A 25,618-nucleotide genomic window follows, 5' to 3' on the forward strand; every position below is an offset into this window, starting at 1 on the left:
GCGCTACAGTCTCACCACAGCGATCGCTGCTTTCAAAGGATGAGACTCATGACGGCATACGGAACGGAGTTTTTCTCGATGAACGATGTGAACCGACTCAGGATCCTTCAGGACGTGATTGACCGGCGTCTGACAACACGCCTTGCAGCCAGCCGGTTGGAGATCTCTGACAGGCACTGCCGCCGATTGCTTGAACGCTACTGTGAACACGAACCGCTTTATCTTGTTAACCGCCGTCGTGGCCAGCCCGGGAACCGACAACTGATGCCAGGCCTCGCCGAACGTGCATTGCGCATCATTCGTGAACGTTACGCTGATTTTGGTCCGACATTAGCCTGCGAAAAGCTCGCTGAAGTTCATGATTTGTACCTTGCTAAAGAGACCGTGCGTAAGCTGATGACCCGGGCCGGTTTATGGATCCCCCGTAAGCTACGACCGTCGCGTGTCCATCAGTCTCGCCCACGACGCGCCTGTACTGGTGAGCTGATACAGATTGATGGCAGTGACCATCGCTGGTTCGAGGATCGTGGCCCGGCCTGTACGCTCCTTGTTTATGTCGATGATGCAACCAGCCAGCTGATGCAGCTTCTGTTCGTCAGTTCTGAGTCTACTTTCACCTATTTTGAAGCCACTCGCGGTTATCTGGAGCGATACGGCAAGCCTCTGGCGTTCTACAGCGACAAGGCCAGTGTCTTCAGGATCAACAACAAACAGGCTACCGGCGGCGATGGCCAGACCCAGTTTGGCCGTGCAATGAACGAGCTGAACATTACCGGTATCTGCGCCAATACGAGTTCAGCCAAGGGCCGCGTTGAGCGGGCTCACCTGACATTACAGGACCGCCTGGTCAAGGAGCTGCGGTTGCGCGGTATCAGTACTCCTGAAGCTCCCAACGCCTTTGCTGATGAGTTTATGGCAGATTACAACCGCCGCTTCGCAAAGCTGCCCCGGCACGATTTTGACGTACATCGCCCGCTGGAGAATGGCGAAAACCTGCAGGCGACATTTACCTGGCGTGAACAGCGTAAGGTCTCAAAAAACCTGACTTTACAGTATGATAAAAAGCTTTATCTACTTGAGGATAATGAAGGAAACCGGCGTTTTCAGGGGAAATACATCGATGTCTGGCAGTATCCGGACGGCACTATTGAGCTCCGGGCCAATGGTACTTCCCTGCCCTTCATCACTTACGACCGGCTGGGAGAACTTGACCAGGGTGCCATCGTCGACAACAAGCGCCTGGGACGTACTCTGGAGATGATAAAGCTGGTTCAGGACAAGCGGGACAACACCCGCTCACAGGCCCTGCCATCACTGGACGGCCATACCTCACGCAGAAAGAAACAACCCGGCAAGAAATCACAGCGAAGTCTAAATCAGAACGACATGCTGGAAGCCCTGCAGCAACTTCAGACAAGGAGCAAGGAAATCTTCGGCCAGAGCTGAAACCTGACCCACATGCGGACGTCTTAATTTAGCTACAAAGCGGACCTCTGAAAACAGGCCAGACAGGGTGTGTAACTGCAATATTCTAATGTCACTTTTAACCCATTTAGAGATGTCACTTTTTATGGCATAAAGGATCCAATCCTCAGGCCATGGAGACATCAGGATGCTTGTGACCATGTCAGATAAAGAACTCAGTCGGATCAACCTCATTCAGTCAGTTGTTGAAAAGCGCATGCGCCGTCGTGATGCTGCTCATCAGCTTGCTTTGACCGAACGTCAGACACAGCGGTTAATGAACCGCTTTCGTGAGTCTGGCGCTGCGGGACTGTCATCCCTGAAACGCGGCAGACCCGCAAATAATCGTGCTCCGGATGAACTGCGGTTCAAAATTCTGACGCTGCTGCGTGAAAACTACAGCGATTTGGGACCGACTCTCTGGCAGCCGAGAAGCTCACTGAACGCCATGGCATTACCATTTCGACAGAAACGCTGAGAAAATGGATGACCGCTGACGGACTCTGGAGTTGTGGTCAAGACCCCGGAAATCACGCCCTTAACGTCGCACGCGCCGTTAAGCCCGCCCACCGGGGTTTCGGGTTTAATGGAGGCTGATTTATCGCTGCTCGTACGCTGCCCTGCCAGAGGTAAAACGAACCCTTTTCAAACAACGTTGTTTCGGTCAAAGCGTTTGGGGACATTATAAGCTGTGAACTGCTATGAACCATCCTTACGTTAAAAACGAGCATCGACCTTAACAACCCATCGTATCCCCTACAAAAAATACGCCATCAAGATCATTTAAAACAGGAAGATAGAAGCCAGTAAATAAGACTGGACTTAAATTTGTATGTATTTATAATTTGCTCAAATTTTAAGCAAATCGTAAGAGAGATTGCTGTGTGTATCAACAGGGAACGTTGTGCCGGAGCAGCCGTGCTCCTGATTTTATCCTGCCTTGCCCCCGCGACTGAGGCCGCCGTTCAGACGCTCAGCCCCGCCGATCAGAGCATTATTGAAAACCGTCAAAGAGCCCTGCTCGAACAGGCGAAGGCGCTGCGTGAGTCGCTGCAGAACCAGACGGACCTTCCTGTCGTAACGTCTTCATCACAGGCTAACGCCGGTGATGCCTGCCATCCGGTAAAGCAGATCCGTTTCCGTCAGTCAGCTCATCTGCCGGCCGGCGTGCAGGCTGCGCTTGCCCGCTCCTGGCAGAACCGCTGCCTGACTCTGGCGCAAATCAACACGCTGATACGGGAAACTACCGCTGCTTACCTGGAAAGAGGCTATATCACCTCGCAGGCCTGGCTCCCAGAACAGGATATTTCAGGCGGGGAGCTCATCATCGCCGTCAGCGAAGGACGTATCGAGTCGGTCACGCTTAACGGTGACACGCCGCTGGCGGTAAGAATGGCGATGCCGGCAGGAGCGGAACAGGTGCTGAACCTGCGGGACCTGGAACAGGGGCTTGAGCAGCTTAACCGGCTGCGTTCAGCGCAGGTGACCATTGATATTCAGCCGGGCACGCTTCCGGGCTATTCCCGCGTGGTACTGGTGCCGGCAGATAAAAAATCATCCGTCGGTGTCAGCGTGAGCGCCGACAACAGCGGGCAGAAGAGTACCGGTACGGCACAGCTGGCCGCCTCACTGACCGTTGAAAACCCGCTGCATCTGGCCGACCTGTGGCAGTTTTCCGCCTCGCGCGACGGCGAGTTCCGACACGACCGGCGCAGCCGCAGCCTGACCGGCAGCGTCAGCATCCCTTACGGATACTGGCTGCTGAGCGGGCAGACCGGCTGGAACGATTTCTATCAGCAGATCCCACTGCAGCAGGCCAGCTACCGCTATGCCGGCAGCGCTCTCAGCCAGCGTTTCTCCGTTGGCCGCACCCTGCTGCGTGACGGCAGACAGAAGCTGGCGTTTGAAACCGCGCTGAGCCGCAGGCGCAGCGAAAACAGGCTGGCCGGAGAAAAACTCAGCGTCAGCAGCCCGACCATAACCGGCCTGAGCGGCACCCTCAACTACAGCCGCAGCGCGGGCGGGGGGTGGCTCACATTAAGCCCGTCGCTCAGCCACGGCCTGCATGTGCTGGGTGCCACGCCGGACGCACCCGATCGGCCAGGGCTGCCCCGCAGCGGCTTTCGCAAATACAGCCTCAGCGCCAGCTACTTCCTGCCGCTTTCCTCCTCCGTTTGGTATCTGACCTCTTTCTACGGCCAGACCACGCCGGACAACCTTTGGGCCAGCGAGCGGATCTCCGTCGGCGGCCAGTACTCGGTGCGCGGCTTTAAGGAGCAGTACCTCACCGGCAACCGCGGAGCCTACTGGCGCAATGAGCTCACCTGGCAGATTGCCAGCTCTGCAAGCTTCGGCGGCCTGTCGCTGACCGGTGCGCTGGATATCGGCCGGGTGCAGAAGGAAGCCGAACGGGTGGAAGGCGGCAGCGTGGCCGGTGCGGCGCTGGGCCTCGGCCTCAGCGGCGGTCTGTTCAGCCAGTCGGTCACTGTGGGCAAGCCCCTTTTATCGCCGGACAGCCTGCAGCCGGACGCCTGGGTGGCGTGGTGGCAGGCCGGCATCACGTTTTAGCAACAGCACACAGCCGGGCACCGCAACGTGCTCTTTTTAACATCCTTCGAGGGAATGACGATGGACAAACTCAATAATCCGCTGGCCCGGGGGGCCAGCTATCTGCTGATTTACCTGACGGCGCTGCAGCCGCTGAACCCGGCGATTGCGGCAGGCATTACCGCCGCGGTCAGCGGTACGCAGGTGCAGTCCGGCACGGTGCCGGTGGTGAATATAGCCCCCCCCAACGGGGCCGGGATTTCGCACAACACCTACAAAGATTTTAATGTCGCTACGCCAGGCGCGGTGCTGAACAACGCCACGGCGGCGGGCAAGTCTCAGCTGGCCGGTCAGCTGAACGCTAACCTGAATCTTAAAGGTAAAGCGGCAGAGCTGATTATTAACGAAGTGACCGGTGCCAGCCGATCGGAGCTGAACGGTAAGCTGGAGGTGTTTGGCAGCAAGGCGAACGTAATGATCGCCAACCCGAACGGTATTACCTGTGACGGCTGCGGGTTTATTAATACCCCCGCCGTAACGCTGACCACCGGCAAGCCGGTCATGGGTAAAGATGGCACAATGGAAGCGCTGGAGGTTAAAAAGGGCAGCGTCGTTATCGGCAGCAAGGGGTTGGACGGCAATAACGCGGATTACGTCGACATCATCAGCCGTGCGACTGAGATGAACGGCAAAATAAACGCAAAGACCCTGTCCCTGACGCAGGGCGCTAACCGCATCAGCTACGTGGATGGCACCCTGAAGCCAGTCAGTGGTGAAGGAACCAAACCGCAGCTGGCCGTGGACACCAAAGCGCTGGGCGGCATGTACGCCGGTAAGATCCGTCTCGTGGCGACTGAAGAGGGCGTGGGCGTCAACCTTCGCGATCTGACCACTAACCAGAAAGACATCAGCCTGAGCGTCAAAGGTCTGGTGGCCTTCACTGGCTCAGCCCAGGTTAAAACCGATCTCAACATCACGGCTAAGGAACTGCAAATCTCTTCAGCCAGCAGCATCAAGGCTGGAAGAGATATCACAGTGGACAGCCCCCGGCTGGCAAATGAAGGACAGTTCAGCAGCGCCGAAGATATGCGCATCTTCAGCGACGAAGCGCGAACCACCGGCGAGAAAACACTGATTCAGGCAGGAAAAAATCTGTGGATACAGAAGGATGCGACGGGAAATAAATCCACCTATCTGACCAATCTTTCCGGAACGATCAAAACGACGACCGGTGATTTGATCATCCGAACCAACAGGCTGGATAACGACCGACATAAGTTAGTTGTTGCCATGGCTACAGCGCCTAAAGATAACAAGGACTTTGACCGCTACGCGGGAGCTGGTTTCTATAATCACCCTACGGATTTTGTGGGATTCGATTACACTGCTGACATTGATGACAAGAGTTTTAAATGGGTAGGTCACATTGATTTCAAAAAATCTCTGGCAGTTAACAGCGACAGGGAAACATGGTCTGTTATTTCTGACAACAAACCAGCAGAAATCAGCGCAGGCAGCAATGCATATATCAATGCATCAGAACTTCGCAATCGCGCCAGTGAGATAAAATCCGGGAAAGACCTTATTATTACTGGAGGCAATCTTGAAGTTATTACAGAATCAACCGGGACTTATAACGAATACGCTAATTTCGAACGTATAACAAATCCTGAACCCCCACTTTACCATTACAACCCAACAGCTCCCCGCAGTTCATACTTTAAAGATGATCCTGCTAATGCATACTTTCTCCTTATTTACAGCCAGAAAGGAAAAGAGGGTAGCTGGTCAGCAACAGCAAACAGGTCATCACTGCTGCAGGCTGGCGGCAATCTCACCGCAGATTTCAATAATTCAATCATCAGCAAAAGTAATACAAATTATAACCCAGCATCGGTTAGCGACATTACATCGATTGAAAACCCTGTAGTGTTTTCAGCCAACAATATCTTACTGAATAGCAAAAATATCACGCTGAGTGAAGGATTAAAAGCGACCGGCGATATCACCCTGATTGCAGGCGATAAAGCCAGTGTCAAGGAATCTACCTGGACCGCCGGAGGGGCCATTTCCCTCGCTGCCGGGAGCAATATTGACCTGCTGCAAAGCAACCTGAAAGCGCAGGATATCACGCTTATCAGCCGTGAGGGGGATATTAAATCAGCCACCAGCAGCAGTCCGTCTTATTTCCGCACTGACGGAACGCGCTGGCAGACCAACCTGGATGCATCCCGCGATCTGACCCTGAGTGCCGGTAAGTCAATTACTTTGAACAATGCGTTGTTGTCTACCCAGGGGCGAAATATTTCAATGACCTCTGCGGGAAATATTTCGTTAGTCCGTGATGATGCAATTTTGCAACGCGCGCGGCCAATGGAAACACTGCCAGCGACTAAGGCACAAGAGTACTTCAATAAATTACTCACCGCAGGGGCCATCAACGTCACTGATTCCGTGTTGATCAACAGCGGTGGCGACCTTGCACTTCGCGGCGTCAATATTAAAGCCGGCAAGGATATCACCTTGCTGGCCGGTAAAAGTGTCGACCTCAGCGTAAGGCCATTAGGAGAACAGTTTGACCCTCTGTTTGCTAACGTCCGTGTTGCGGAACTGCGAAGTACGGTAAACGCCAGTGGCAATCTGCTTTTAAGTGCCGCACAGAACATCACCGCCCAGGGGGCATCACTTGCTGCCACAGGCAATGCCACGTTGATGGCCGGTAAGGATCTGCTGCTTTCAGCAGTGGCCTGGTCAGCTATCGACAGCCAGAACGACAACAATAAGGATGACCGTAATCTGACCGCCAGCCTGAAAGCCGGTAAGGCACTGACGGCAGCAGCTAACGAAAACTTTATCGCAACGGGCACCGAGTTTACCTCCGGTAGTGATATGACGCTGAGCTCCGGCGGCAAGATGGAGTTTAACGCGGTGGCCAGTCATATCTACCGCGAGCGTAGCGATGGCTACAGCGAAGAGGTCACCCAGCAGAACAGTAAACTGAACAGTGGCGGCGTGCTTACCCTGCTGTCGAACGGCAGCATTCTTTTCCAGGCGACTTCGCTGATAGCGAAAGGCGCTATGGACGTGGCGGCGAAGGGGGGCTTCCTGTATGCCCAGGCGATGGAAGAGTCCAGCAGCTACGAAAAAACCACCACCAGTCGTAAATGGTACGGCAAAAAAACCACCATTAAGCAGACCAGCCATAAGGTAACCAATAAGGTCACCGAGTTTACCGCTGACGGCAATATAAACCTGCTCAGCCGTGATGACAGCACCTACCAGGCCAGCAAAATCAACGCCGGTAAAAATGCCACGCTGACCAGTACCAACGGTAAAGTGATTTTCGAAGCGGTGAAGAACACCACCTTTGAACAGCGCATTACCAATTCAAAAGGTTTCTGGATTAAGAATGCAGATAAGGGGTATACAGAAAGCAGATGGATTATGCCCTCGGTTTATACCGGCGGTATTCTGACGGTAAATGCGGCAACCGGTATCACTGCCGATATCAAAACAAAAAATGCACAGTCGCTGAACGAAGCCGTCACGCTGCTCGGCAATACCACCGGCACTGACTGGCTGAAGGGACTGAACACCCGTAAAGACGTGCAGTGGCAGCCAGTGCAGGACGCCTACAACAGCTGGGATTACAAGAGCCAGTCGCTGAATCCTGTCGCGTCAGCAATCATAGCCGTAGCTGTTGCGGCCGTTACCGCCGGCACAGGGCTGGCCGCCTGGGCTGGTGAAGCAGCGGTTACCGCCAGCGGCTCGGCTGCTGCAACCACTGCGGGTGCTGCCGCTTACGGTGTGGGAGCAGCCGGTATGACGGCGCTGACCTCGCAGGCGGCCGTCGCGCTGGTCGAAAACAAAGGTAACTTATCGAAGACACTGCAGGCGTTAGGCAGTTCATCTTCAGTAAAATCTCTGGCGACCTCAATGGTGGTTGGCGGAACCCTGGCGGGTTTTGACCAGGCAGTATTTGGTATTAATGCCACAGCATCGTCCACAAAGCTTCCACTTCTGAGTAAGGGTGACTGGGGTAAAATAGTCCAGCGTGTGGCAGGACAATCCATCCTCAGTTCAAGCCTGAATACCACAATCAATGGCGGCAGTTTTAAAGATCAGTTAACAAGCGCATTGCTGAGTAATGTTGCCGATCAGATTAATGCTGAAGGTGCGAAATTTGTTGGAGACCGCGGGGGAGTATTAGGGATTCCTGGAAAGACTTTGTCACATATGGTTGTCTCAGGCATTGCCGCTGAAATTGGCCAAGGAAATGTTAAAGGTGCGGTAGCAGGAGCACTGGCAGCAGAGTTAGCTGGGATTATAATTAATGACAATCTTTTTAAAACTGTAGGCTGGCGGGAACGAGATGCACAGATCAGCCGTGTAGCAGGGGCTTTGGCCGGAGCGCTGGCAACTAACCAGGCTAACGGAGTAAATAGTGGTGCCAACGCAGCGGAGATAATAGAGAGGTTTAACCGACAGTTACATCAAGATGAATTAATCGCCATAAAAGAACTATCTAAAGGAGATAAGATATCTGAAGAAAAACTATTGGCTGCATCATGTCGCCAGACAAATTGCACCTATCAGGAAGCATTAAGCTCAGTTGAGAGAGATTTTTATGACACCTTAATGAAAAAATATCCAATCACATTATATGAAGATAGTATTCTATCAGATTATTGGGTGAGCAAATCAAAAAACAGATATGGAAATTACCCTGCGCACACTGAAAATTACATAGAGCAGTTATTCACTTACACCGTAAATGATAGTATTACTGATAGTGAAACTTTTGCAAAAAACCAGTGGATAAGTGAGGCAAGAAATAAATTTGGATTATCTAATTCAACATTAACATCCGTGCATAATATGTTAGCAGTGGGTGCAATTGTCTTAGGTTCGAGAAAGGGGAATGTTAATGGCAGGCCTATTACTTTAGAAAATGGATTCTACGTAGCCGACGGGCTAAAAATAAGTACAAGTTACTACGACCGTTTGTGGCAACAAGGTAGAAAAGCGCCGTTCCTTCAGGCCAGGGAGATACTCAACAGTAACCCTAAAGTCATGCAAGACCCTAGAGGGGCCCCCGGATATATGAGATATGAAGTCGGAGGCATTGAAATGGTGTATAATCCCACTACAGGCCAAATTGGCCACATTCAACCACTGAAAAAATAAATTTGAGGATAAACATGGATATTTGGCCAGTAATGCAGGAAGAGCTCATTCGATATCGAGATCTACGCGGTTCGATTGAGTTACATCTCTTGCATTATGAAAAAAGATGCACCGAAATCATTCAAAAAATTAGCCAATTATCATTTGATGAAAGTCAACTGCTGATTGATGAACTTTTTAGTATACAGAACGCACTTGCAATCTGTCAGTACAAGTACAAATTTCCATTAAATGAAAAATTACGGGGCTATGTTTATGAACTTGATCAACAGGATGATTTCACCAGAAAATACTGGTATGAAAGATTTACCAACGGAATGACATGGCCAACTTCTTAGCAAAGTAAGACTGAAGAAAATATATAACAGACAAGTGAATAAGCAGGTATAGAAGATTATTTTTATGGATCAACACACCGAGCCAAAAAATAAAAACTATACCTGTTAGTCGATAATAAAAATAACATTATGCCTCCCCCTCCCTCCGTTAAACGGAACACAATGCATCAAGCTATCCACCTTTCTCGGAGCACCAGCGGGTGCTTCCACGGGGGCTAGCCTTGCGTCAGCGCCGTTCCCTCCGGTGAAGACCATCGCACAGTTATCCCAGACTACGCGGCACAATAGCGCATTACTGTGCGGACAGATTCAGTTCCGGTTGTTCTCTTAATTGGTAAGAAGTGGTTACTGCCTCCCGTTAATATTCCCCGCGCCCACCACCAGCCAGACCCTGACATGTCATGTAGCCCAGCAGGAATTCTGGCCCAGCTCCGGCATCAGCATCAGCATCAGCATCAGCATCATAGAGCCTTCCAGCCGGTTACTACAGCCGATAACCGGCCTCCAATACCTCAGTTCGCAACAAAAATGTGACGGGAATCACCACCTTCATGTTGCATCCTTGTTAGCATTCGAAGCAACAAAACTTACGAACGAAGGTTTTTTGATATTCGTTCGGAAAATGATGCAGCTTAATCCGGAGGAGTTACCATGAACGTTTTTACATCGACCACACTGCCAGAAGACCACAAGGCCAGTATCCGCCTGATGAAACAACAGCTTCGTCAGCAAATCGGAGACGTTGAAGGGGTGTTCCAGAAAGTAAAAACCAGGATTATTCAGGAGATTGCAGCGGCAAAAGCCGATGAAGCAAGATATGGCACGGCATGGCCGGAGGTCAGCTGGGCTGATATCGCTGAAAAGAGAGTGAGCCCGGAAGCCGTTGAGCATATCAGACGCCGTGGCTGCCTTGTGGTTCGCCAGAACTTTGAACGGAGTAAGGCCCTGGCCTGGGATCGCTCCATGCTTGAGTATCTTGAGCGCAATGATTTCGATGCGCAGTACAAAGGCCCTGGCGACGCATTCTTTGGCAGTCTCGAGGCTTCCCGCCCGGAGATATACCCCATTTACTGGTCACATGCGCAAATGGAGGCGCGTCAAAGCAGCGCGATGGCGCTGACGCAGTCTTTTCTGAATCGTCTCTGGAAATTTGAATCTGCGGGCATCAGCTGGTTCGATCCGGATGTGAACATCATTTATCCGGACCGTATCCGTCGCCGCCTGCCGGGGACCACATCGAAGGGGCTTGGCGCGCATACCGACTCAGGCGCGCTGGAACGCTGGTTACTCCCGGCTTATCAGAAGGTCTTCCGTAAAATCTTCACCGGTCAGTTCGACGATTACGATCCCTGGGATGCGGCATACCGTTCAGAAGTGAATGAGTATGACGTTGATAATACGACTAAATGCTCAGCTTTCAGGACGTTCCAGGGATGGACGGCGCTGTCAGATATGGCGATCGGCCAGGGCCTGTTGCACGTCGTCCCTGTGCCGGTGGCGATGGCGTATGTTCTTCTGCGCCCCTTACTGAAGGATGTTCCGGAAGATGAACTCTGCGGCGTTGGGCCGGGTAAAGTTCTGCCCATTTCAGCGCAGTGGCATCCTGACCTGGTCGAAGGGCTGTGTTCAATTCCTGCATTACAGGCCGGGGACTCGGTCTGGTGGCATTGCGATATCATTCATTCCGTTGCGCCGGTCGAGGATCAGCAGGGCTGGGGCAATGTGATGTATATTCCTGCAGCACCGCTGTGTGAGAAAAACCTGGCTTATGCACGAAGCGTTGCCGATGCTCTGGACAAAGGAGCGTCGCCGGCAGACTTCCCCCGCGAGAATTACGAACAGGACTGGCAGTCGCGTTTCACCACGGCTGATTTAAACGCCATCGGCAAAAGAAGCCTGGGGCTTAGCTGATCGCGATCGCAGAGTTGCCCTGTCCGATAACGAACAGGGCAACTGCTTGTTATCTATGAATCTGCTAGACTCGACGTACTTATCCCTGCAAGCCTGAACTGAAATGAACAACAGACACGAACAGATAATACGGTTAGTCAATGAAAGAGGCAGCGTCAGCGTCAGCGAACTGTCTCAGCTAACCGGCGTTTCTGAAGTCACCATTCGTCAGGACCTGAACACGCTTGAAAAAAGTAACTTCCTGAAACGTATTCATGGTTCGGCGGTTACGCCAGACAGTGATGACGTCAGTTCGCGCCTGCGGACAAGATACAGCGTGAAACAGTCAATCGCTGAGTTTGCCGCTTCTCAAATTGTTGATGGCGAATCCGTGTTCATTGAGGGAGGCAGCACCAATGCCCTGCTGGCCAGAACGCTGGCAACCCGATCGAACTTAACCATCATTACGGTAAGCCATTACATTGCTCACCTGTTAAGGGATTCCCAGTGTGAAGTGATCATTATCGGTGGCCAGTTACAGAAGAGCAGTGAATCCGTTGTCGGTCCGTTAGCACGCTATTGCATCCAGCAGTTACACTTCCACAAGGCCTTTATCGGCGTCGACGGCTGGCATCCGCAAACAGGGTTTACCGGACGAAATATGCTGCGATGTGATGTTGTTAATGCGGTGATGGGAAAAGTCACCCACAGGGTGGCATTAACCGACTCATCCAAGTTTGGCCTGGTCCACCCCTACCCTGTTTCAATTGAGCATACTTTCAACCAGGTGATCACTGATGATGCCATCCCTGATGATGCCAGGAAGCTGTTAATTAAACAAAATATCCGGTTAGATCTGGTTGCTGAGAGCCACCAGCCCGGGTGATTTCCATCGCCAGCCCGGCCGGACAGGTCCGGGCCGACGGCTCACACCATCGCTGTTTTACGGCGCCGTTCTATAAGTGCGGCCGCGATTGATTCGACCTCTTTAACGTCTTTTACGGGATTACGATACTTTTAGTGCTTTTAAAAGCACCTTTTAAAGCTCTAAAAAAAGCGCTATTATCAGTGCTGAGTTACGCCTGATACGCTGCCCGGAGGATGCATGATCACCGAAAACATTCTGAGTAGAAAAACCGCGTCCATCACCGAGTTCAAAAAGAACCCGACGGCCGCTATGAACGAGTCGCACGGCGAACCCGTTGCCGTGCTCAACCACAACAAACCCGCGTTTTACTGCGTGCCGCCGGCGATGTTTGAGCTGATGTTCGAGCACGTGAGCGATGCGCTGCTGCTGCAAAAAGCGCTGGACAGAGCCGGAGACGACGAGCTCGACGTAAGCTGGGACGATCTCTGATGTCCGATACCTTCAAGGCCACTCTGAAGTTTAAGGCGCTGGCCAAAAAAGAGTGGGACTCTCTGAACCCGTCTATCCGGGAGAAGTTTGCCAAAGTGCTGAAGAAGCGCGCGGCGTCATATGAAGCGCTGACGATGCCGGCCAACCGGCTTTCTCTCCAGCATAACTGCTACAAAATCAAACTGAGAAACGACGGCTTCCGGCTGGCGTATACCGTCACCTCTGATGACGCGGGAAACGTCAGGGTTACGGTTACCGTGGTTGCCGTCGACAGACGCGACGAGATCTACGAAGACCTGAACAGGCGGCTGGCCGGAAAATAACCGTGCGAGGATAATAGGCCAGCATACACGCCGCCGTTCTGCCAAAGGCCACCGCTTCCCCGGCCACTCGATATCTGAGCCAGATCCCCGGGTTCACCAGCGGCAAACCCGGCACGCCCCATGTGACTAACGCACTGCGCCTCCCTGATACTCACCCACCAACGTAAAAGCCCGCAGATCACGACTTCACGCTGGCAATAAAGGTTTTACGTGCGGTTTTTGATCCAAGCCGTTCCGCCTCATCCAGCAGCTTCAGCGCCTTATCGACATCGCCCACCTTCACTGCTTTCCTGATCGCATCGTTAAAGTAGCTTTCGGAATCGTCGAGCATCGGCGCATCCGGTTTGACCGGGGCTGGTGCTGGTGCCGCCGCAGGCACGCTGCTGCCCACCACCACCGGTGCGGCTGCCGGGGCCGGTGCCGGGAAGATCTGGCCAATCATCACGTTGCCGGTTTTCTGTTCGGCGGTTACCTTCAGGCTCAGCGTGCCGGTCGGCGTATGGCGCGCCACCGGATCGGGAATATCCGGCACGGCGTTACCCACGCCCGCCGCATAGGCTTTCGCCGGGTTAACCATCTGCGTGCTGCCGGCCAGATCCTGACGCGTGGTGTAGACCAGCAGGAAAATCTGCTTCTGTCCCAGCGCCGGCGTCAGCTTGAGGGTGCCTTCCAGCCGGTCGCTGGAGACAATCCCCGGCTGCTGATACGGGAAATAGCCTGAAGGGTAAAAGGCCGCCGGGCGCATCTGTTCATCCAGCACTAACACATTCGGCGCATACAGCGTTTTGCCGGCGGCAATGCTGGTCAGGGTGATCTCCAGCGATCCCCGATCGGCAGGCAGGGCAAAGGCCGCCACCGCGCCCTGGATATCCCCCTGATTAATTTCAGCGCTGGCGGTTCCCAGCGTGACGTCCTGCGTCACCGGCGGCACCAGCGGCGTCCATGACAGGTTGCGCAGGGTCTGGCTGGCGATCGCCGGTGCGGTATTCACATCATTCTGCGCGGCAGCCACCAGGGCAGGCGACGCCGCCATCAGGCTCAGCGACAGACACAGCGACAGCAGATTTTTTCTCATCGTGGTTTCCTTTTGCTCACAATAAAGGCTGGCGGATATCCACCGATAATCCACCAGCCAGCACGTCTCAGCTCATGTAAAACGCTACCACCACACTTCCATCTGCGCGCCGAAGGTGACTTCATCGTCATTGCCGCGGCTGAAGGTACGGGCGCTGGTGTCGTTCATCGCTAACCCGTTGCCGGCACCGCTATCGGTGTTGTAGCCCCACTTCTCGTCCCAGTTGGCATAGGTGGCAAACACGCGGATGGCCGGGCGTGACCAGATGCTGCTGCCCGCCTGCCACTGCTGGGCCAGAGTCACTTTATACTGACCGTTGCGGTCGCCGGTACGCTGCGACTTGACGTTGTCGTAGCCCACCTCCAGCAGGGTGCTCATGATCGGCGTCCATTTGTACATCGGGCGCATACCCACGGTGTACCAGGTGGTGCCGTTGTTGTTGTCACGGTCAACGTCCTGGTACATCCCGACGTACATCAGGCTCCAGGTGTCGTTGAAGTCCATCGCACCGTGGTCCAGCACGCGCACCATGCTGCCGTTGTTGTTGATCGCCGCGCCGTTGGCGTGGCCGTTCGCCGCGCCCTGCCCCGGATCGGTCATCGCGTCGGCGGCATACTGCACCACAAACTTGTTAAAGCCGTTCCAGATGCTCTGCGTGTGCTCCGCCGTCAGCAACCAGCCGTCTTTGGTGGCATCATCAGCCAGCGAGTAGCCGTCGCGCGCGTTGGCCCGGCCGTAATCGACGCCCAGCTCCAGCACGCCGCCCGGGTTGGTGTTCAGCCCGGCCAGGCGCACGTCGAACACGTCGTTAGAGGTGGCAACTTCATTACGCTGGTCGGCGATATAGCCGAACGAACCGCCGCTCTCGGTGTTGCGCGTTGCGGCCAGCGACAGCTTACCAAAGCCGAGGTCGATATCTTCCAGACCGGCGCCCGGGCCCGAGATATCCCAGTAGTAGAAGTCGATCATATGCACGTCATGGCGCTGATAGAAGCGCTTACCAGCCCAGATGGTGGAGCCCGGCAGCCAGTCGATCAGGTTTTTCCCCTTTACGTTGGCTTCGCGGAAGGCCGGGTCGGTTGACTCCCAGTCGTTCTGCTGTGAGACGGAGTAGGCCACGTTGGTATCGAAGTAGAAGCTCTTATCCCCCTCTTTCCACACTTCCTGGCCCAGCTTTAACTCGGCATAGGTCTCACACTCGTTGCCCAGACGGTATTTGCTGTCGGCGCCGGTGGCCTTGAAGCACTGCTGCTCGCCGCCGCTGCCGGACCAGCCAATCCCGGAACGGGCATAGCCGGTGAAATCAACCGCCAGGGCGGGCGTCGAGAGGATACCCGCAGCCACTGCCAGCGACAGGGAAGCTTTACGCATTGTTGTCATCTTTTTCTCCTGTAGGGGGATCGCGTGCTTTCAGACGCCGGGTTCGGGATGCAGCCGGCGACATGCCGTTCCGTCTTCGCGGAACAGATGGCAGCGGTGTGGCGGCAAACCGATGGCGAATGTTGCACCTTCTTCTACCAGCACCACGTCATTCTGGCGGTAGACCAGGTTCTGACGGATGGCCGGAATTTGGATATGAATCTGGGTTTCGTTGCCCAGCTGCTCAACCACCTGGACCTCACCGGACAGCGTCACCTCAGCGACGTCGCCCGGCAGCAGATGTTCAGGGCGCACGCCCAGCGACAGGTTGCTGCCGACGATGACGCCGCTGCCCTCGACCGGCAGCCAGACCCGCTGGCCGTTGGGCAGCTCAACCTGCACGCGCTGCGGCTCCGCACCGGTGACTTTGACCGACAGGAAATTCATCTTTGGCGAGCCGATAAACCCGGCGACAAAACGGTTTGCCGGGTAGTGATACAGCTCAAGCGGTTTGCCGACCTGGGCGATATGCCCGGCGTCGAGCACCACGATTTTGTCGGCCAGCGTCATCGCTTCGACCTGGTCGTGGGTCACGTAGATCATGGTGCGCTTCAGGCGCTTATGCAGACGCGAGATCTCAATGCGCATCTGCACGCGCAGCGCGGCATCCAGGTTGGAGAGCGGTTCATCCAGCAGGAAAACCGTCGGTTCCGCCACCAGCGTGCGGCCAATCGCCACGCGCTGGCGCTGCCCACCCGACAGGGCTTTCGGGCGGCGTTCGAGCAGGTGCGCCAGCTGTAGCACCTCGGAGACCTGATTCACCCGCTGGGCGATGTCGGCTTTCTTCGCCCCGGCCAGCTTCAGGCCGAACGACATGTTCTCGGCCACCGACAGGTGGGGATACAACGCATAGGACTGGAAGACCATGCCGATACCGCGCCCGGCGGGCGGTACCTCGTTCATACGCCGGTCGCCAATTTTCAACTCACCGGAGGTAATGTCCTCCAGGCCGGCAATCATGCGCAGCAGCGTGGACTTACCGCAGCCGGAGGGGCCGACAAACACCACGAACTCGCCTTCTTTAATCTCCAGGTTGATGTCGCTGGAGATCACCGTTTTATCAAAGGCCTTGTACACGCCGTTAAGGGAAACGCTCGCCATGCTGAACTCCTGTACCTGACGCCTGCGGGAAAACTCGATGCAACGAAGAGTGAGGGATTAGCGGATAAGGGTAATCATCCGTAACAAAGTTTTTCACGGCGGAGGCGCAGGGAGGAACGGCGAGACAGGCAGCCGCAAAAAAGTTCCGGCCGGGTGGCAAATTTGTGATCGGGGTTGCAAAAAATGAAGGGGATTGCTGCGCGGTAAGCCACATAACGCCAGAGAGTGTCGGTGGGATCACACTCTGTGCGGTGGGGGCGTAGAGGGGGGGATGATGAAGCCGCGCCGGGTTGAATCCACACTGGCGCGGTACCCTGTCATTGCGTCTGTGACATCAGCATTACCGACTCCTAACAGAGAATAAAAGGACTGGATTATGACTCTCAGCATTAAGGCCCCTTCCATTAAACAAATCGTTAAACATGCCCTGGCCGTGTCCGCGCTGGCATCGATGGTGTTGTCCTCTTCCGCCTTTGCCAGAATTGAAGAAGGCAAGCTGGTTGTCTGGATCAACGGTGACAAAGGCTATAACGGCCTGGCGGAAGTCGGTAAGCGGTTTGAAAAAGAGACCGGCATCAAAGTCACGGTTGAACACCCGGACAAGCTGGAAGAGAAGTATCCGCAGGTGGCGGCCACCGGCGGCGGCCCTGACATTATTTTCTGGGCGCACGACCGTTTCGGCGGTTACGCCGAGTCCGGCCTGCTGGCGGAAATCAGCCCGGATCAGGCGTTTAAAGACAAACTGTTCCCGTTCACCTGGGACGCCGTCACCTTTAACGGCAAGCTGATCGGCTACCCGGTGGCGGTGGAAGCGCTGTCGCTGATTTACAACAAAGACCTGATCAAAGAGGCGCCGAAAACCTGGGAAGAGATCCCGGCGCTGGACACCTCACTGCGCGCCCGAGGCAAAAGCGCCATCATGTGGAACCTGCAGGAACCCTACTTCACCTGGCCCCTCATCGCCGCCGACGGCGGATATGCCTGGAGGTATGAAAACGGCAAATACAACATCAAAGACACCGGGGTGAATAACGACGGCTCCCGCGCCGGCCTGCAGTTCATTATCGATCTGGTGAAGAACAAACACATTAACGCCGACACCGACTACTCGATCGCCGAAGCGGCCTTTAACAAGGGCCAGACCGCGATGACCATCGACGGGCCGTGGGCGTGGTCAAACCTCGATAAGAGCAAAATCAACTACGGCGTGGCGCTGCTGCCCTCCTTCCACGGCAAACCCTCTAAGCCGTTCGTTGGCGTGCTGACCGCCGGCATTAACGCCGCCAGCCCGAACAAGGAGCTGGCCAAAGAGTTCCTGGAAAACTACCTGATCACCGACGAGGGTCTGGGCTCGGTCAACAAAGACAAACCGCTCGGGGCGGTGGCGCTGAAATCGTACCAGCAAACGCTGGAGAAGGATCCGCGCATCGCCGCCACCATGGCCAACTCGAAAAACGGTGAAATCATGCCGAACATCCCGCAGATGAGCGCGTTCTGGTATGCCGAACGCAGCGCTATTATCAACGCGGTGAACGGCCGTCAGACCGTATCGCAGGCGCTGCAGGACGCTGAGTCACGCATTACCAGATAAATCACCTCACCAGCTGATGCCGTTGAAGTCATGAAACAGAGGGTGCGGAGCCTGCGGGCTCCGCACCCTGCCTACAAGGAAGCCCCTATGCCAGTAGCCCAAACCGGTCTGACCGCTGAAAAAAAACGGCCGTTGAGTCATGTGCTGAAATGGCCGGCCATCGGCCTGCTCGCCTGCTTAACCGGTTATCTGATCGTGCTGATGTATGCGCAGGGTGAATACCTGTTTGCCGTCCTGGCCCTGATCCTCTCCGGCAGCGGCCTCTGTATTTACGCCAACCGCCGCGCCTTTGCGTGGCGCTATGTCTATCCCGGCCTGGCCGGAATGGCGCTGTTTGTGCTGTTCCCGCTGGTCTGCACCATCGCCATCGCTTTTACCAACTACAGCAGCACCAATCAGCTGACGTTTGAGCGCGCGCAGTCGGTGCTGATGGGCCGTGAATTCCAGGGGGGCAAAGCGCTAAACTTTGCCCTCTATCCCGCCGGCGATCGCTGGCAGCTGGCGCTGACCTCGGCGGAGAGCGCTGAGGTGCTGGTCTCACCGCCGTTCGCCTTTGATGCCGCCGCCGTGCAGACGCTGACGCTGACGCCGCAGGCGCTGCCCGCCGGCGAGAAGGCCGGGCTGCGGGTGGTGACCCGGAACCGTCAGGCGCTCGGCAGGCTGATGGCCCGGCTGCCGGATGGCGCCACGCTGCGGATGAGTTCGCTGCGCCAGTTCTCCGGCACGCAGCCGCTCTACCGTCTGAATCAGCAGAACCAGCAGCTGACCGACGTGCAGTCCGGGGTGGTCTACCGGCCGAATATGCACAGCGGCTTTTATCAGGCGATCGACGCCGGCGGCGAGTGGCAGGCGGAGAAACTCAGCCCAGGCTTTACCGTCGGCATCGGCTGGGGCAACTTCCTGCGCGTGCTGCACGATGAGGGCATTCAGAAGCCCTTCCTGTCGATCTTTGTCTGGACGGTGGTGTTCGCGTTGCTGACCGTGGTGCTGACCGTCGCCGTTGGCATGGTGCTGGCGTGCGTGGTGCAGTGGGAAGCGCTGAGAGGCAGGGCGGTGTACCGCATCCTGCTGATCCTGCCCTACGCCGTACCGGCGTTTATCTCCATCCTGATTTTCAAGGGGCTGTTTAATCAAAGCTTCGGCGAGATCAACCTGATGCTCAACGCGCTGTTTGGCATCAAACCGGCGTGGTTCAGCGATCCCTGGACCGCTAAGAGCATGATTATCATCGTCAATACCTGGCTGGGCTATCCCTATATGATGATCCTGTGCATGGGCCTGCTGAAGGCGATCCCGGATGACCTCTACGAAGCCTCGGCGATGGACGGCGCGACCCCGATGCAGAACTTCTTCCGCATCACGCTGCCGCTGCTGATTAAACCGCTGACGCCGCTGATGATCGCCAGCTTTGCGTTTAACTTTAACAACTTCGTGCTGATCCAGCTGCTGACCAACGGCGGGCCGGACATGATCGGCACCACCACGCCGGCCGGGCATACCGACCTGCTGGTCAGCTACACCTACCGCATCGCCTTTGAGGGCGGCGGCGGGCAGGACTTCGGTCTGGCCGCGGCGATCGCCACGCTGATCTTCCTGCTGGTCGGCGCGCTGGCTGTCATCAATCTGAAAGCCTCACGTATGAAATTCGATTAAGGAGCAACACCCATGCCGATGGTCAAACCAAGGTCGCAAAAAGCCAGGCTGCTGGTAACGCATCTGTTACTGCTGTGCTTTCTGGCGCTGATCCTGTTCCCGCTGCTGATGGTGTTCACCATCTCACTGCGGCCGGGCAACTTTGCCACCGGGAGCCTGATCCCGGATCAGGTCTCTTGGGATCACTGGAAGCTGGCGCTGGGCATCAGCGTGACCAGCGCCGACGGCAGCCTGACCCCGCCACCGTTCCCGGTGCTGCTGTGGCTGTGGAACTCGATCAAAATCGCCGGCATCACGGCGGTGGGCATCGTGGCGCTCTCCACCACCTGCGCCTATGCCTTTGCCCGTATGAAATTCCGTGGCAAAAGTTCACTGCTGAAGGGCATGCTGATCTTCCAGATGTTTCCGGCGGTGCTGTCGCTGGTGGCGCTCTACGCCCTGTTTGACCGGCTTGGCATTTACGTGCCGTTCCTCGGGCTGAACACCCACGGCGGGGTGATTTTCGCCTATATGGGCGGCATTGCGCTGCACGTGTGGACCATCAAGGGCTATTTCGAAACCATCGACGGTTCGCTGGAGGAGGCCGCGGCGCTGGACGGCGCCTCGCCGTGGCAGGCGTTCCGCCTGGTGCTGCTACCGCTGTCGGTGCCGATCCTGGCGGTGGTGTTTATCCTGTCATTTATCGCCGCGATCACCGAGGTGCCGGTGGCCTCCCTGCTGCTGCGCGACGTCAACAGCTACACGCTGGCCGTGGGGATGCAGCAGTACTTAAACCCGCAGAACTACCTGTGGGGGGACTTCGCCGCCGCCGCGATCCTCTCCGCCATACCGATCACCGCGGTGTTCCTGATTGCCCAGCGCTGGCTGGTCGGTGGCCTGACGGCCGGCGGGATAAAAGGCTAGTTTACCGCTCCCTTTTTTGCGCGTTATCCCGGCAACGGGTGTACTACTTTTCCTGTGTCCTCTGGGTGGCTGAATAAGCCGCCCTTTTTTTTGCTGATACTCCCTGAATTCACCCAACAAAAAAGGGTTTCCCCCGGCGGGAGAAACCCTGTTCTTACTGCGTTAGCCTCAGCTGAGCGACCCGCTGCGCCGCCGCTTATCGAGGTCCTTAATCAGCTTATTGATCCGATGGTCGGCGAACATCTGCTCCAGCGTGTGGCTGAGCTTACGTCGCCAGTTGGGATACTCATCGCTGGTGCCCGGAACGTTCACCGGCGCGGCCATATCCAGCCAGTCTTCCGGCTGCAGGCCCAGCAGCGCGCAGGCGCTGTCGGCGACATAGCGCTGCAGCCCGCGGTTGATCACCGGGGTCATCGCCATCAGTTCAGCGTGGCTGCCGGTTCTTTTGGGGATACAGCCGTAGTGATGCAGCCCGTCAAGCAGCCCCTGACGCGCGCGCGCGCGGTCCTGGTACAGCCCCTGCAGCACGCTGTCATCACGGTACTGCCCGAGCTTTTTGCCCAGCGTCAGATCGTCCGCCTGCCAGTAGCCGCGCAGCGTCGGCAGATCGTGGGTGGTGACGGTCGCCATCGCCTGCACCGGATAGGACTGCGGCGCGCGGAAGTGATGCTCCTCGTCGCGCTCGAAATAGAGCACCTTGTAGGAGTAGACGCCGCCTTCGCGCAGCCTGCTGACGATCTCCACCGGCACCGTCCCAAGGTCTTCGCCAATCACCATGCAGCGATGGCGCTGGCTCTCCAGCGCGAGGATCGCCAGCAGGTCGTCCAGCGGATAGTGTACGTATGCGCCCTTATCCGCCGTCTCGCCCGCCGGGATCCACCACAGGCGCAGCAGCGCCATCACGTGATCGATGCGCAGCGCACCGCAGCGGGTCATACTGGCGCGCAGCAGGTCGATAAACGGCTGATAGCCGCGCTGTACCAGCACCTGCGGATCCAGCGGCGGCAGATCCCAGTTCTGCCCCTGCGGGCCGAGGATATCCGGCGGTGCGCCCACCGAGGCTTTCAGGCAGTAGAGTTCGCCGTCGCTCCAGGTCTCCGCGCCGTCGCGGACCACGCCCACCGCCAGATCGCGGTACAGCCCCAGCGACATCGCCAGCTGCTGGCTGGTGTGAAAACAGTTCGCCAGCTGCGTCTCCGCCAGCCACTGTAACCAGAGATAAAACTCCACCTCCTGCCTGTGCTGCTCGCAGAAGGCCCTCACCGCCGGGCCGCGCGCGTCCTGCCATTCTTCGGGCCAGTCGGCCCAGCCGCCGGTCGCGCCGCTGCGCAGCGCCAGGTGCGCGTGCAGCGCGTCAAAGGCGGCCTGCAACCGGAGGCTCTCGCCCCCCTGGCGGGTAAAGTTCGCCAGCGCCTTGACCTGCGCATCCTGCGGCTTACGCATGAGGAAATGCGCCCAGGCCAGCCGCAGCCCCTCCAGTTTCAGCGGCATTACGCTGGCGTAATCCACCTCATCGCTGGCCCGTACGGCCTGCAGACGCTGCCGGGTCTCGGGCAGCTGCCACCAGCGCTGTGCCGCCTCACTCTGGCGGAAATCCTCCAGCGCACCGACGTCGATATAAATCACGTTCAGCCAGCGGCGTGACGACGGGCTGTAGGGGCTGGCCGCCGCCGGGTTGGCCGGGTAGAGCGCATGGATCGGGTTCAGCCCGACAAAATCCCCGCCGCGTGCGGCAATCTGCCGCAGCAGCAGGGTCAGATCGCCAAAATCACCGATGCCCCAGTTGCTCTCCGAGCGCAGCGTATAGAGCTGCACGCAGGCGCCCCACAGCTTTTTGCCGGCCAGCAGCGCGTCCGGTTCATAGCAGCGTTTCGGGGCGATAATCACCCGGCACGTCCATGATTCCGCCGCCTGGGTCAGCGTCAGCTGGTGGTAACCGGGCGGGATTTTCCCCGCCAGCACCAGCGTCATCCTGCCGCTGATGCGGCCACGCTGCGTGGCGCCGCTCTCCGGCTGCAGCGTCCACAGGTACTCCCCGTCGCCCTCGACCGGCAGCGCCAGGCGTTGCCCGGCGACAAAGACTTTGACCGCCGGCACCGGCGTGGCCAGCGGGCGACGATCAGCCCGCCAGCCCATCGCCGTCAGCAGTTCGCGTTGGGTTTCCGGCGCGGTGGCCTGCTGCTGGCCGTGGGCGTTAATAAACCCGGGGGCAATCCCCGCGTCCCTCGCCGCCTGCTCCAGCGTAATATTCTCCATGCGGACTCCTTAGCGTTTCGCCTGCCAGATGCGCTGCTGATAATCGCGGATCGACCGATCCGAACTGAACATGCCGACGCGGGCGGTGTTAAGAATGGTTTTGCGCGTCCACGCATCGCGATCGCGGTACAGCGCATCGACCCGCTGCTGCGCGGCGCAGTAGCTGGCAAAGTCAGCCAGCACCAGATAGGGGTCGCCGCCGCCGAGCAGGCTGTCGAGCATCAGGCTGAACGCCTGTTTATCGCCGTTGCTGAAGAAGCCGTTTTCCAGCTCCTGCAGGATGCGGTCCAGATGCTTATCTTTTTCACGGACCTGTAACGGGTCGTACCCGCCCGCCTGCAGCGCTTTCACCTCATCGACGGTGTTGCCGAAAATAAAGATGTTCTCTTCACCCACCTGTTCGGCGATCTCCACATTGGCCCCGTCGAGGGTGCCAACGGTCAGCGCGCCGTTCAGCGCAAGTTTCATATTGCCGGTGCCGGAGGCCTCTTTACCGGCGGTGGAGATCTGCTCTGAGACGTCCGCCGCCGGGATCATCAGCTCGGCCACCGACACGCGGTAGTCCGGGATAAACACCACTTTCAGGCGGTCGCGCACCAGCGGGTCGTTATTCACCTTCTCCGCCACCTGGTTGATGGCATAAATGATGTTTTTCGCCAGGTAATAGCCCGGCGCCGCCTTAGCCGCAAACAGGAACACGCGCGGCACCCTGTCCATCTCCGGGTTATCGCGCAGCTGGCGGTAGAGCGACAGAATGTGCAGCAGGTTAAGGTGCTGACGTTTGTACTCGTGCAGGCGTTTGATCTGCACGTCGAAGATCGCCTCCGGGTTCAGCGTCAGTCCGGTGACCTGCTTAACGTAAGCGGCCAGCGCAATTTTGTTGTCACGCTTGATCTGCTGGTAACGCTGGCGGAACGTCGCATCGTCCAGCGATTTTTCCAGCCCCTGTAGCGCATCGAGATCGGTCACCCACCCGGTGTTCAGCTGCGTATCGATCAGCGCGGAGAGCGCCGGGTTGCACTGCTTTAACCAGCGGCGCGGGGTGATGCCGTTGGTGACGTTGTGGAATTTCGTCGGCCACAGCTGGTGATACTCCGGGAACAGGTCGTTGACCACCAGCTCGGAGTGCAGCGCCGCCACGCCGTTAACGGCAAAGCCGCTGACCACGCACAGGTTGGCCATGCGCACCTGGCGATGCTGATGCACCGACAGTTTCTCCCACACCGCTTTGTCGCCCGGCCAGCGCTGTTCCACCACTTTTTTAAAGCGGGCGTTGATGGCTTTAATCAGCGAGAAGTGGCGCGGCAGCAGGCTGCGCACCAGCTTCTCATCCCAGCACTCCAGCGCTTCCGGCATCAGCGTATGGTTGGTGTAGGCAAAGGTTCTCTGCACGATATCCCAGGCCGCGTCCCACGCCAGCCGGTGCTCGTCAAGCAGGATGCGCAGCAGCTCCGGGATGGCAATGGTCGGGTGGGTATCGTTCAGCTGGATCACCTCATACGCCGGCAGATCCTCAATCCTGCGCCCGAGGAAATGATGGCGGCGCAGAATATCGGCGACCGAACAGGCGCACTGGAAATACTGCTGCATCAGGCGCAGGCGTTTACCGGCGTCGTGGTGGTCGTTCGGATAGAGCACTTTCGTCAGCTTCGCGGCGTCGATGCCCTGCTGTTCCGCCCTGAGGAACGCGCCGTCGTTAAACAGCGTCAGGTCGAACGGATGCACGTCGCTGGCCTGCCACAGGCGCAGCGGCTGGGTGACGCCGTTCTGATAGCCGACCACCGGCAGGTCCCAGGCCTCGCCGCGCAGCGTATAAGCCGGCTGCCAGCGCTCGGTGCCCTGCGCATCTTTCACCAGCCTGCCGCCGAAGGCGACATCCACCGACAGCGCGCTGTTGTGGCTGAACCACGGATAGCTTTCGCGTTGCCAGTTGTCCGGCGCTTCCTGCTGCTGCCCCTGCTGAAACGACTGGCGGAACAGGCCGTACTGATAATTTAAGCCGTAGCCGGTGGCGGGCTGGCCGACGGTGGCCATCGAATCGAGGAAACAGGCCGCCAGACGCCCCAGCCCGCCGTTGCCCAGCGCCGGATCGGTCTCCTGCTCCAGCACATCGGCCAGCACCTCGCCCTGCTCCTGCAGCGCCTGGCTGACCTCATCATACCAGCCGAGGTTAATCAGGTTGTTGGCGGTCAGGCGGCCGATCAGAAACTCCATCGAAATATAGTTCACATGGCGCTGCGGCTGCTGCGTTGCCGCGGGTTCAGGCTGCGCGTTCAGCTGCTCTGACAGCGCCGCGCTGGTCGCCTGCCACCACTGGTGCGGCGTCATCTGCTCTGCCCGGCGTAAACCAAAGCCCTGCCACCGGCGTTTTAGCGCGGCGGTAAACTGCGTTTTATCAAAAGTCACCTGCATCACATGCCTCTTTATTCGCGGATCTGTAGGGAAATGGAGTGTTATTACGCGCTATGCTGCCGCCTTCAGCGCGGGGCGGCATCCTCCCGCCGGCAATCAGGC

The 25,618-nt window shown here is 57.0% G+C and carries 16 protein-coding genes and 1 pseudogene; 12 read left to right on the forward strand and 5 right to left on the reverse strand.

Annotated elements, in window-relative coordinates:
• Positions 1-48 precede the first annotated feature (48 nt).
• From ASF13_RS13910 to ASF13_RS13940, 9 genes and pseudogenes are all read left to right on the forward strand, one after another.
• Positions 49-1,446 carry an ISNCY family transposase gene (locus tag ASF13_RS13910; RefSeq protein WP_056237197.1) on the forward strand — a complete coding sequence of 466 codons (1,398 nt, stop codon included), beginning with the start codon at positions 49-51 and terminating at the stop codon, positions 1,444-1,446.
• Between the two features lie 178 nt (positions 1,447-1,624).
• Positions 1,625-2,037 (forward strand): annotated as a pseudogene (locus ASF13_RS23605) (helix-turn-helix domain-containing protein); the annotation flags it as partial.
• Positions 2,038-2,382: 345 nt separating this feature from the next.
• Positions 2,383-4,032 carry a ShlB/FhaC/HecB family hemolysin secretion/activation protein gene (locus tag ASF13_RS13915; protein WP_146005425.1) on the forward strand — a complete coding sequence of 550 codons (1,650 nt, stop codon included), beginning with the start codon at positions 2,383-2,385 and terminating at the stop codon, positions 4,030-4,032.
• 60 nt (positions 4,033-4,092) lie between these two features.
• Positions 4,093-9,198 (forward strand): DUF637 domain-containing protein, encoded by a 5,106-nt coding sequence (locus ASF13_RS13920; protein ID WP_162237197.1) that lies wholly within the window; start codon positions 4,093-4,095, stop codon positions 9,196-9,198.
• A 14-nt stretch (positions 9,199-9,212) separates the two neighbouring features.
• Complete coding sequence (locus ASF13_RS24385; RefSeq protein ID WP_156365598.1) at positions 9,213-9,536, forward strand: hypothetical protein; 324 nt, start codon at positions 9,213-9,215, stop codon at positions 9,534-9,536.
• A gap of 651 nt (positions 9,537-10,187) precedes the next feature.
• Positions 10,188-11,447: a DUF1479 domain-containing protein gene (locus ASF13_RS13925; RefSeq protein ID WP_056237201.1), complete on the forward strand. Its 1,260-nt coding sequence runs from the start codon at positions 10,188-10,190 to the stop codon at positions 11,445-11,447.
• A 103-nt stretch (positions 11,448-11,550) separates the two neighbouring features.
• On the forward strand, positions 11,551-12,312 hold the full coding sequence (locus ASF13_RS13930) for a DNA-binding transcriptional regulator YciT (protein WP_056237202.1): 762 nt from the start codon (positions 11,551-11,553) through the stop codon (positions 12,310-12,312).
• A gap of 219 nt (positions 12,313-12,531) precedes the next feature.
• A complete protein-coding gene (locus ASF13_RS13935) occupies positions 12,532-12,783 on the forward strand; it encodes a type II toxin-antitoxin system Phd/YefM family antitoxin (RefSeq protein ID WP_056237204.1) in 252 nt (83 codons plus the stop codon).
• A complete protein-coding gene (locus tag ASF13_RS13940; RefSeq protein ID WP_056237207.1) occupies positions 12,783-13,106 on the forward strand; it encodes a type II toxin-antitoxin system RelE/ParE family toxin in 324 nt (107 codons plus the stop codon). The genes ASF13_RS13935 and ASF13_RS13940 overlap by 1 nt, the downstream gene beginning before the upstream one ends.
• Positions 13,107-13,284: 178 nt before the next feature.
• Here ASF13_RS13940 and malM read toward each other — a convergent pair whose 3' ends face one another.
• The 3 genes from malM to malK form a co-directional block, all read right to left on the reverse strand.
• Complete coding sequence (gene malM, locus ASF13_RS13945; RefSeq protein ID WP_056237210.1) at positions 13,285-14,181, reverse strand: maltose operon protein MalM; 897 nt, start codon at positions 14,179-14,181, stop codon at positions 13,285-13,287.
• Positions 14,182-14,265: 84 nt separating this feature from the next.
• Positions 14,266-15,561, reverse strand: coding sequence for a maltoporin (locus ASF13_RS13950; protein ID WP_056237212.1), 1,296 nt, complete (start codon positions 15,559-15,561; stop codon positions 14,266-14,268).
• 30 nt (positions 15,562-15,591) lie between these two features.
• Positions 15,592-16,701 (reverse strand): maltose/maltodextrin ABC transporter ATP-binding protein MalK, encoded by a 1,110-nt coding sequence (malK, locus tag ASF13_RS13955; RefSeq protein WP_056237214.1) that lies wholly within the window; start codon positions 16,699-16,701, stop codon positions 15,592-15,594.
• Between the two features lie 376 nt (positions 16,702-17,077).
• Between malK and malE the strand changes: the two genes are divergently transcribed.
• From malE to malG, 3 genes are all read left to right on the forward strand, one after another.
• A complete protein-coding gene (gene malE / locus ASF13_RS13960) occupies positions 17,078-18,292 on the forward strand; it encodes a maltose/maltodextrin ABC transporter substrate-binding protein MalE (protein ID WP_056237216.1) in 1,215 nt (404 codons plus the stop codon).
• Positions 18,293-18,379: 87 nt separating this feature from the next.
• Complete coding sequence (gene malF, locus ASF13_RS13965) at positions 18,380-19,945, forward strand: maltose ABC transporter permease MalF (RefSeq protein ID WP_056237218.1); 1,566 nt, start codon at positions 18,380-18,382, stop codon at positions 19,943-19,945.
• 12 nt (positions 19,946-19,957) lie between these two features.
• Entirely contained in the window at positions 19,958-20,848 is an 891-nt protein-coding gene (gene malG / locus ASF13_RS13970; RefSeq protein WP_056237219.1) for a maltose ABC transporter permease MalG, read from the forward strand.
• A 168-nt stretch (positions 20,849-21,016) separates the two neighbouring features.
• Here malG and malQ read toward each other — a convergent pair whose 3' ends face one another.
• Together malQ and malP are read right to left on the reverse strand one after the other, a co-directional pair.
• A complete protein-coding gene (gene malQ, locus ASF13_RS13975) occupies positions 21,017-23,104 on the reverse strand; it encodes a 4-alpha-glucanotransferase (protein WP_056237222.1) in 2,088 nt (695 codons plus the stop codon).
• A gap of 9 nt (positions 23,105-23,113) precedes the next feature.
• Positions 23,114-25,516, reverse strand: a complete 2,403-nt coding sequence (gene malP, locus ASF13_RS13980; protein ID WP_056237226.1) for a maltodextrin phosphorylase — start codon at positions 25,514-25,516, stop codon at positions 23,114-23,116.
• Positions 25,517-25,618 lie beyond the last annotated feature (102 nt).

Source organism: Erwinia sp. Leaf53 (assembly GCF_001422605.1).
Taxonomy (GTDB): Bacteria; Pseudomonadota; Gammaproteobacteria; order Enterobacterales; family Enterobacteriaceae; genus Erwinia.

Coding starts and splice junctions, on each gene's coding strand:
- ASF13_RS13910 (WP_056237197.1), top strand. CDS start 49: ATGACGGCATACGGAACGGAGTTTTTCTCGATGAACGATGTGAACCGA.
- ASF13_RS13920 (WP_162237197.1), top strand. CDS start 4,093: ATGGACAAACTCAATAATCCGCTGGCCCGGGGGGCCAGCTATCTGCTG.
- ASF13_RS24385 (WP_156365598.1), top strand. CDS start 9,213: ATGGATATTTGGCCAGTAATGCAGGAAGAGCTCATTCGATATCGAGAT.
- ASF13_RS13925 (WP_056237201.1), top strand. CDS start 10,188: ATGAACGTTTTTACATCGACCACACTGCCAGAAGACCACAAGGCCAGT.
- ASF13_RS13930 (WP_056237202.1), top strand. CDS start 11,551: ATGAACAACAGACACGAACAGATAATACGGTTAGTCAATGAAAGAGGC.
- ASF13_RS13935 (WP_056237204.1), top strand. CDS start 12,532: ATGATCACCGAAAACATTCTGAGTAGAAAAACCGCGTCCATCACCGAG.
- ASF13_RS13940 (WP_056237207.1), top strand. CDS start 12,783: ATGTCCGATACCTTCAAGGCCACTCTGAAGTTTAAGGCGCTGGCCAAA.
- malM (WP_056237210.1), bottom strand. CDS start 14,181: ATGAGAAAAAATCTGCTGTCGCTGTGTCTGTCGCTGAGCCTGATGGCG.
- ASF13_RS13950 (WP_056237212.1), bottom strand. CDS start 15,561: ATGACAACAATGCGTAAAGCTTCCCTGTCGCTGGCAGTGGCTGCGGGT.
- malK (WP_056237214.1), bottom strand. CDS start 16,701: ATGGCGAGCGTTTCCCTTAACGGCGTGTACAAGGCCTTTGATAAAACG.
- malE (WP_056237216.1), top strand. CDS start 17,078: ATGACTCTCAGCATTAAGGCCCCTTCCATTAAACAAATCGTTAAACAT.
- malF (WP_056237218.1), top strand. CDS start 18,380: ATGCCAGTAGCCCAAACCGGTCTGACCGCTGAAAAAAAACGGCCGTTG.
- malG (WP_056237219.1), top strand. CDS start 19,958: ATGCCGATGGTCAAACCAAGGTCGCAAAAAGCCAGGCTGCTGGTAACG.
- malQ (WP_056237222.1), bottom strand. CDS start 23,104: ATGGAGAATATTACGCTGGAGCAGGCGGCGAGGGACGCGGGGATTGCC.
- malP (WP_056237226.1), bottom strand. CDS start 25,516: ATGCAGGTGACTTTTGATAAAACGCAGTTTACCGCCGCGCTAAAACGC.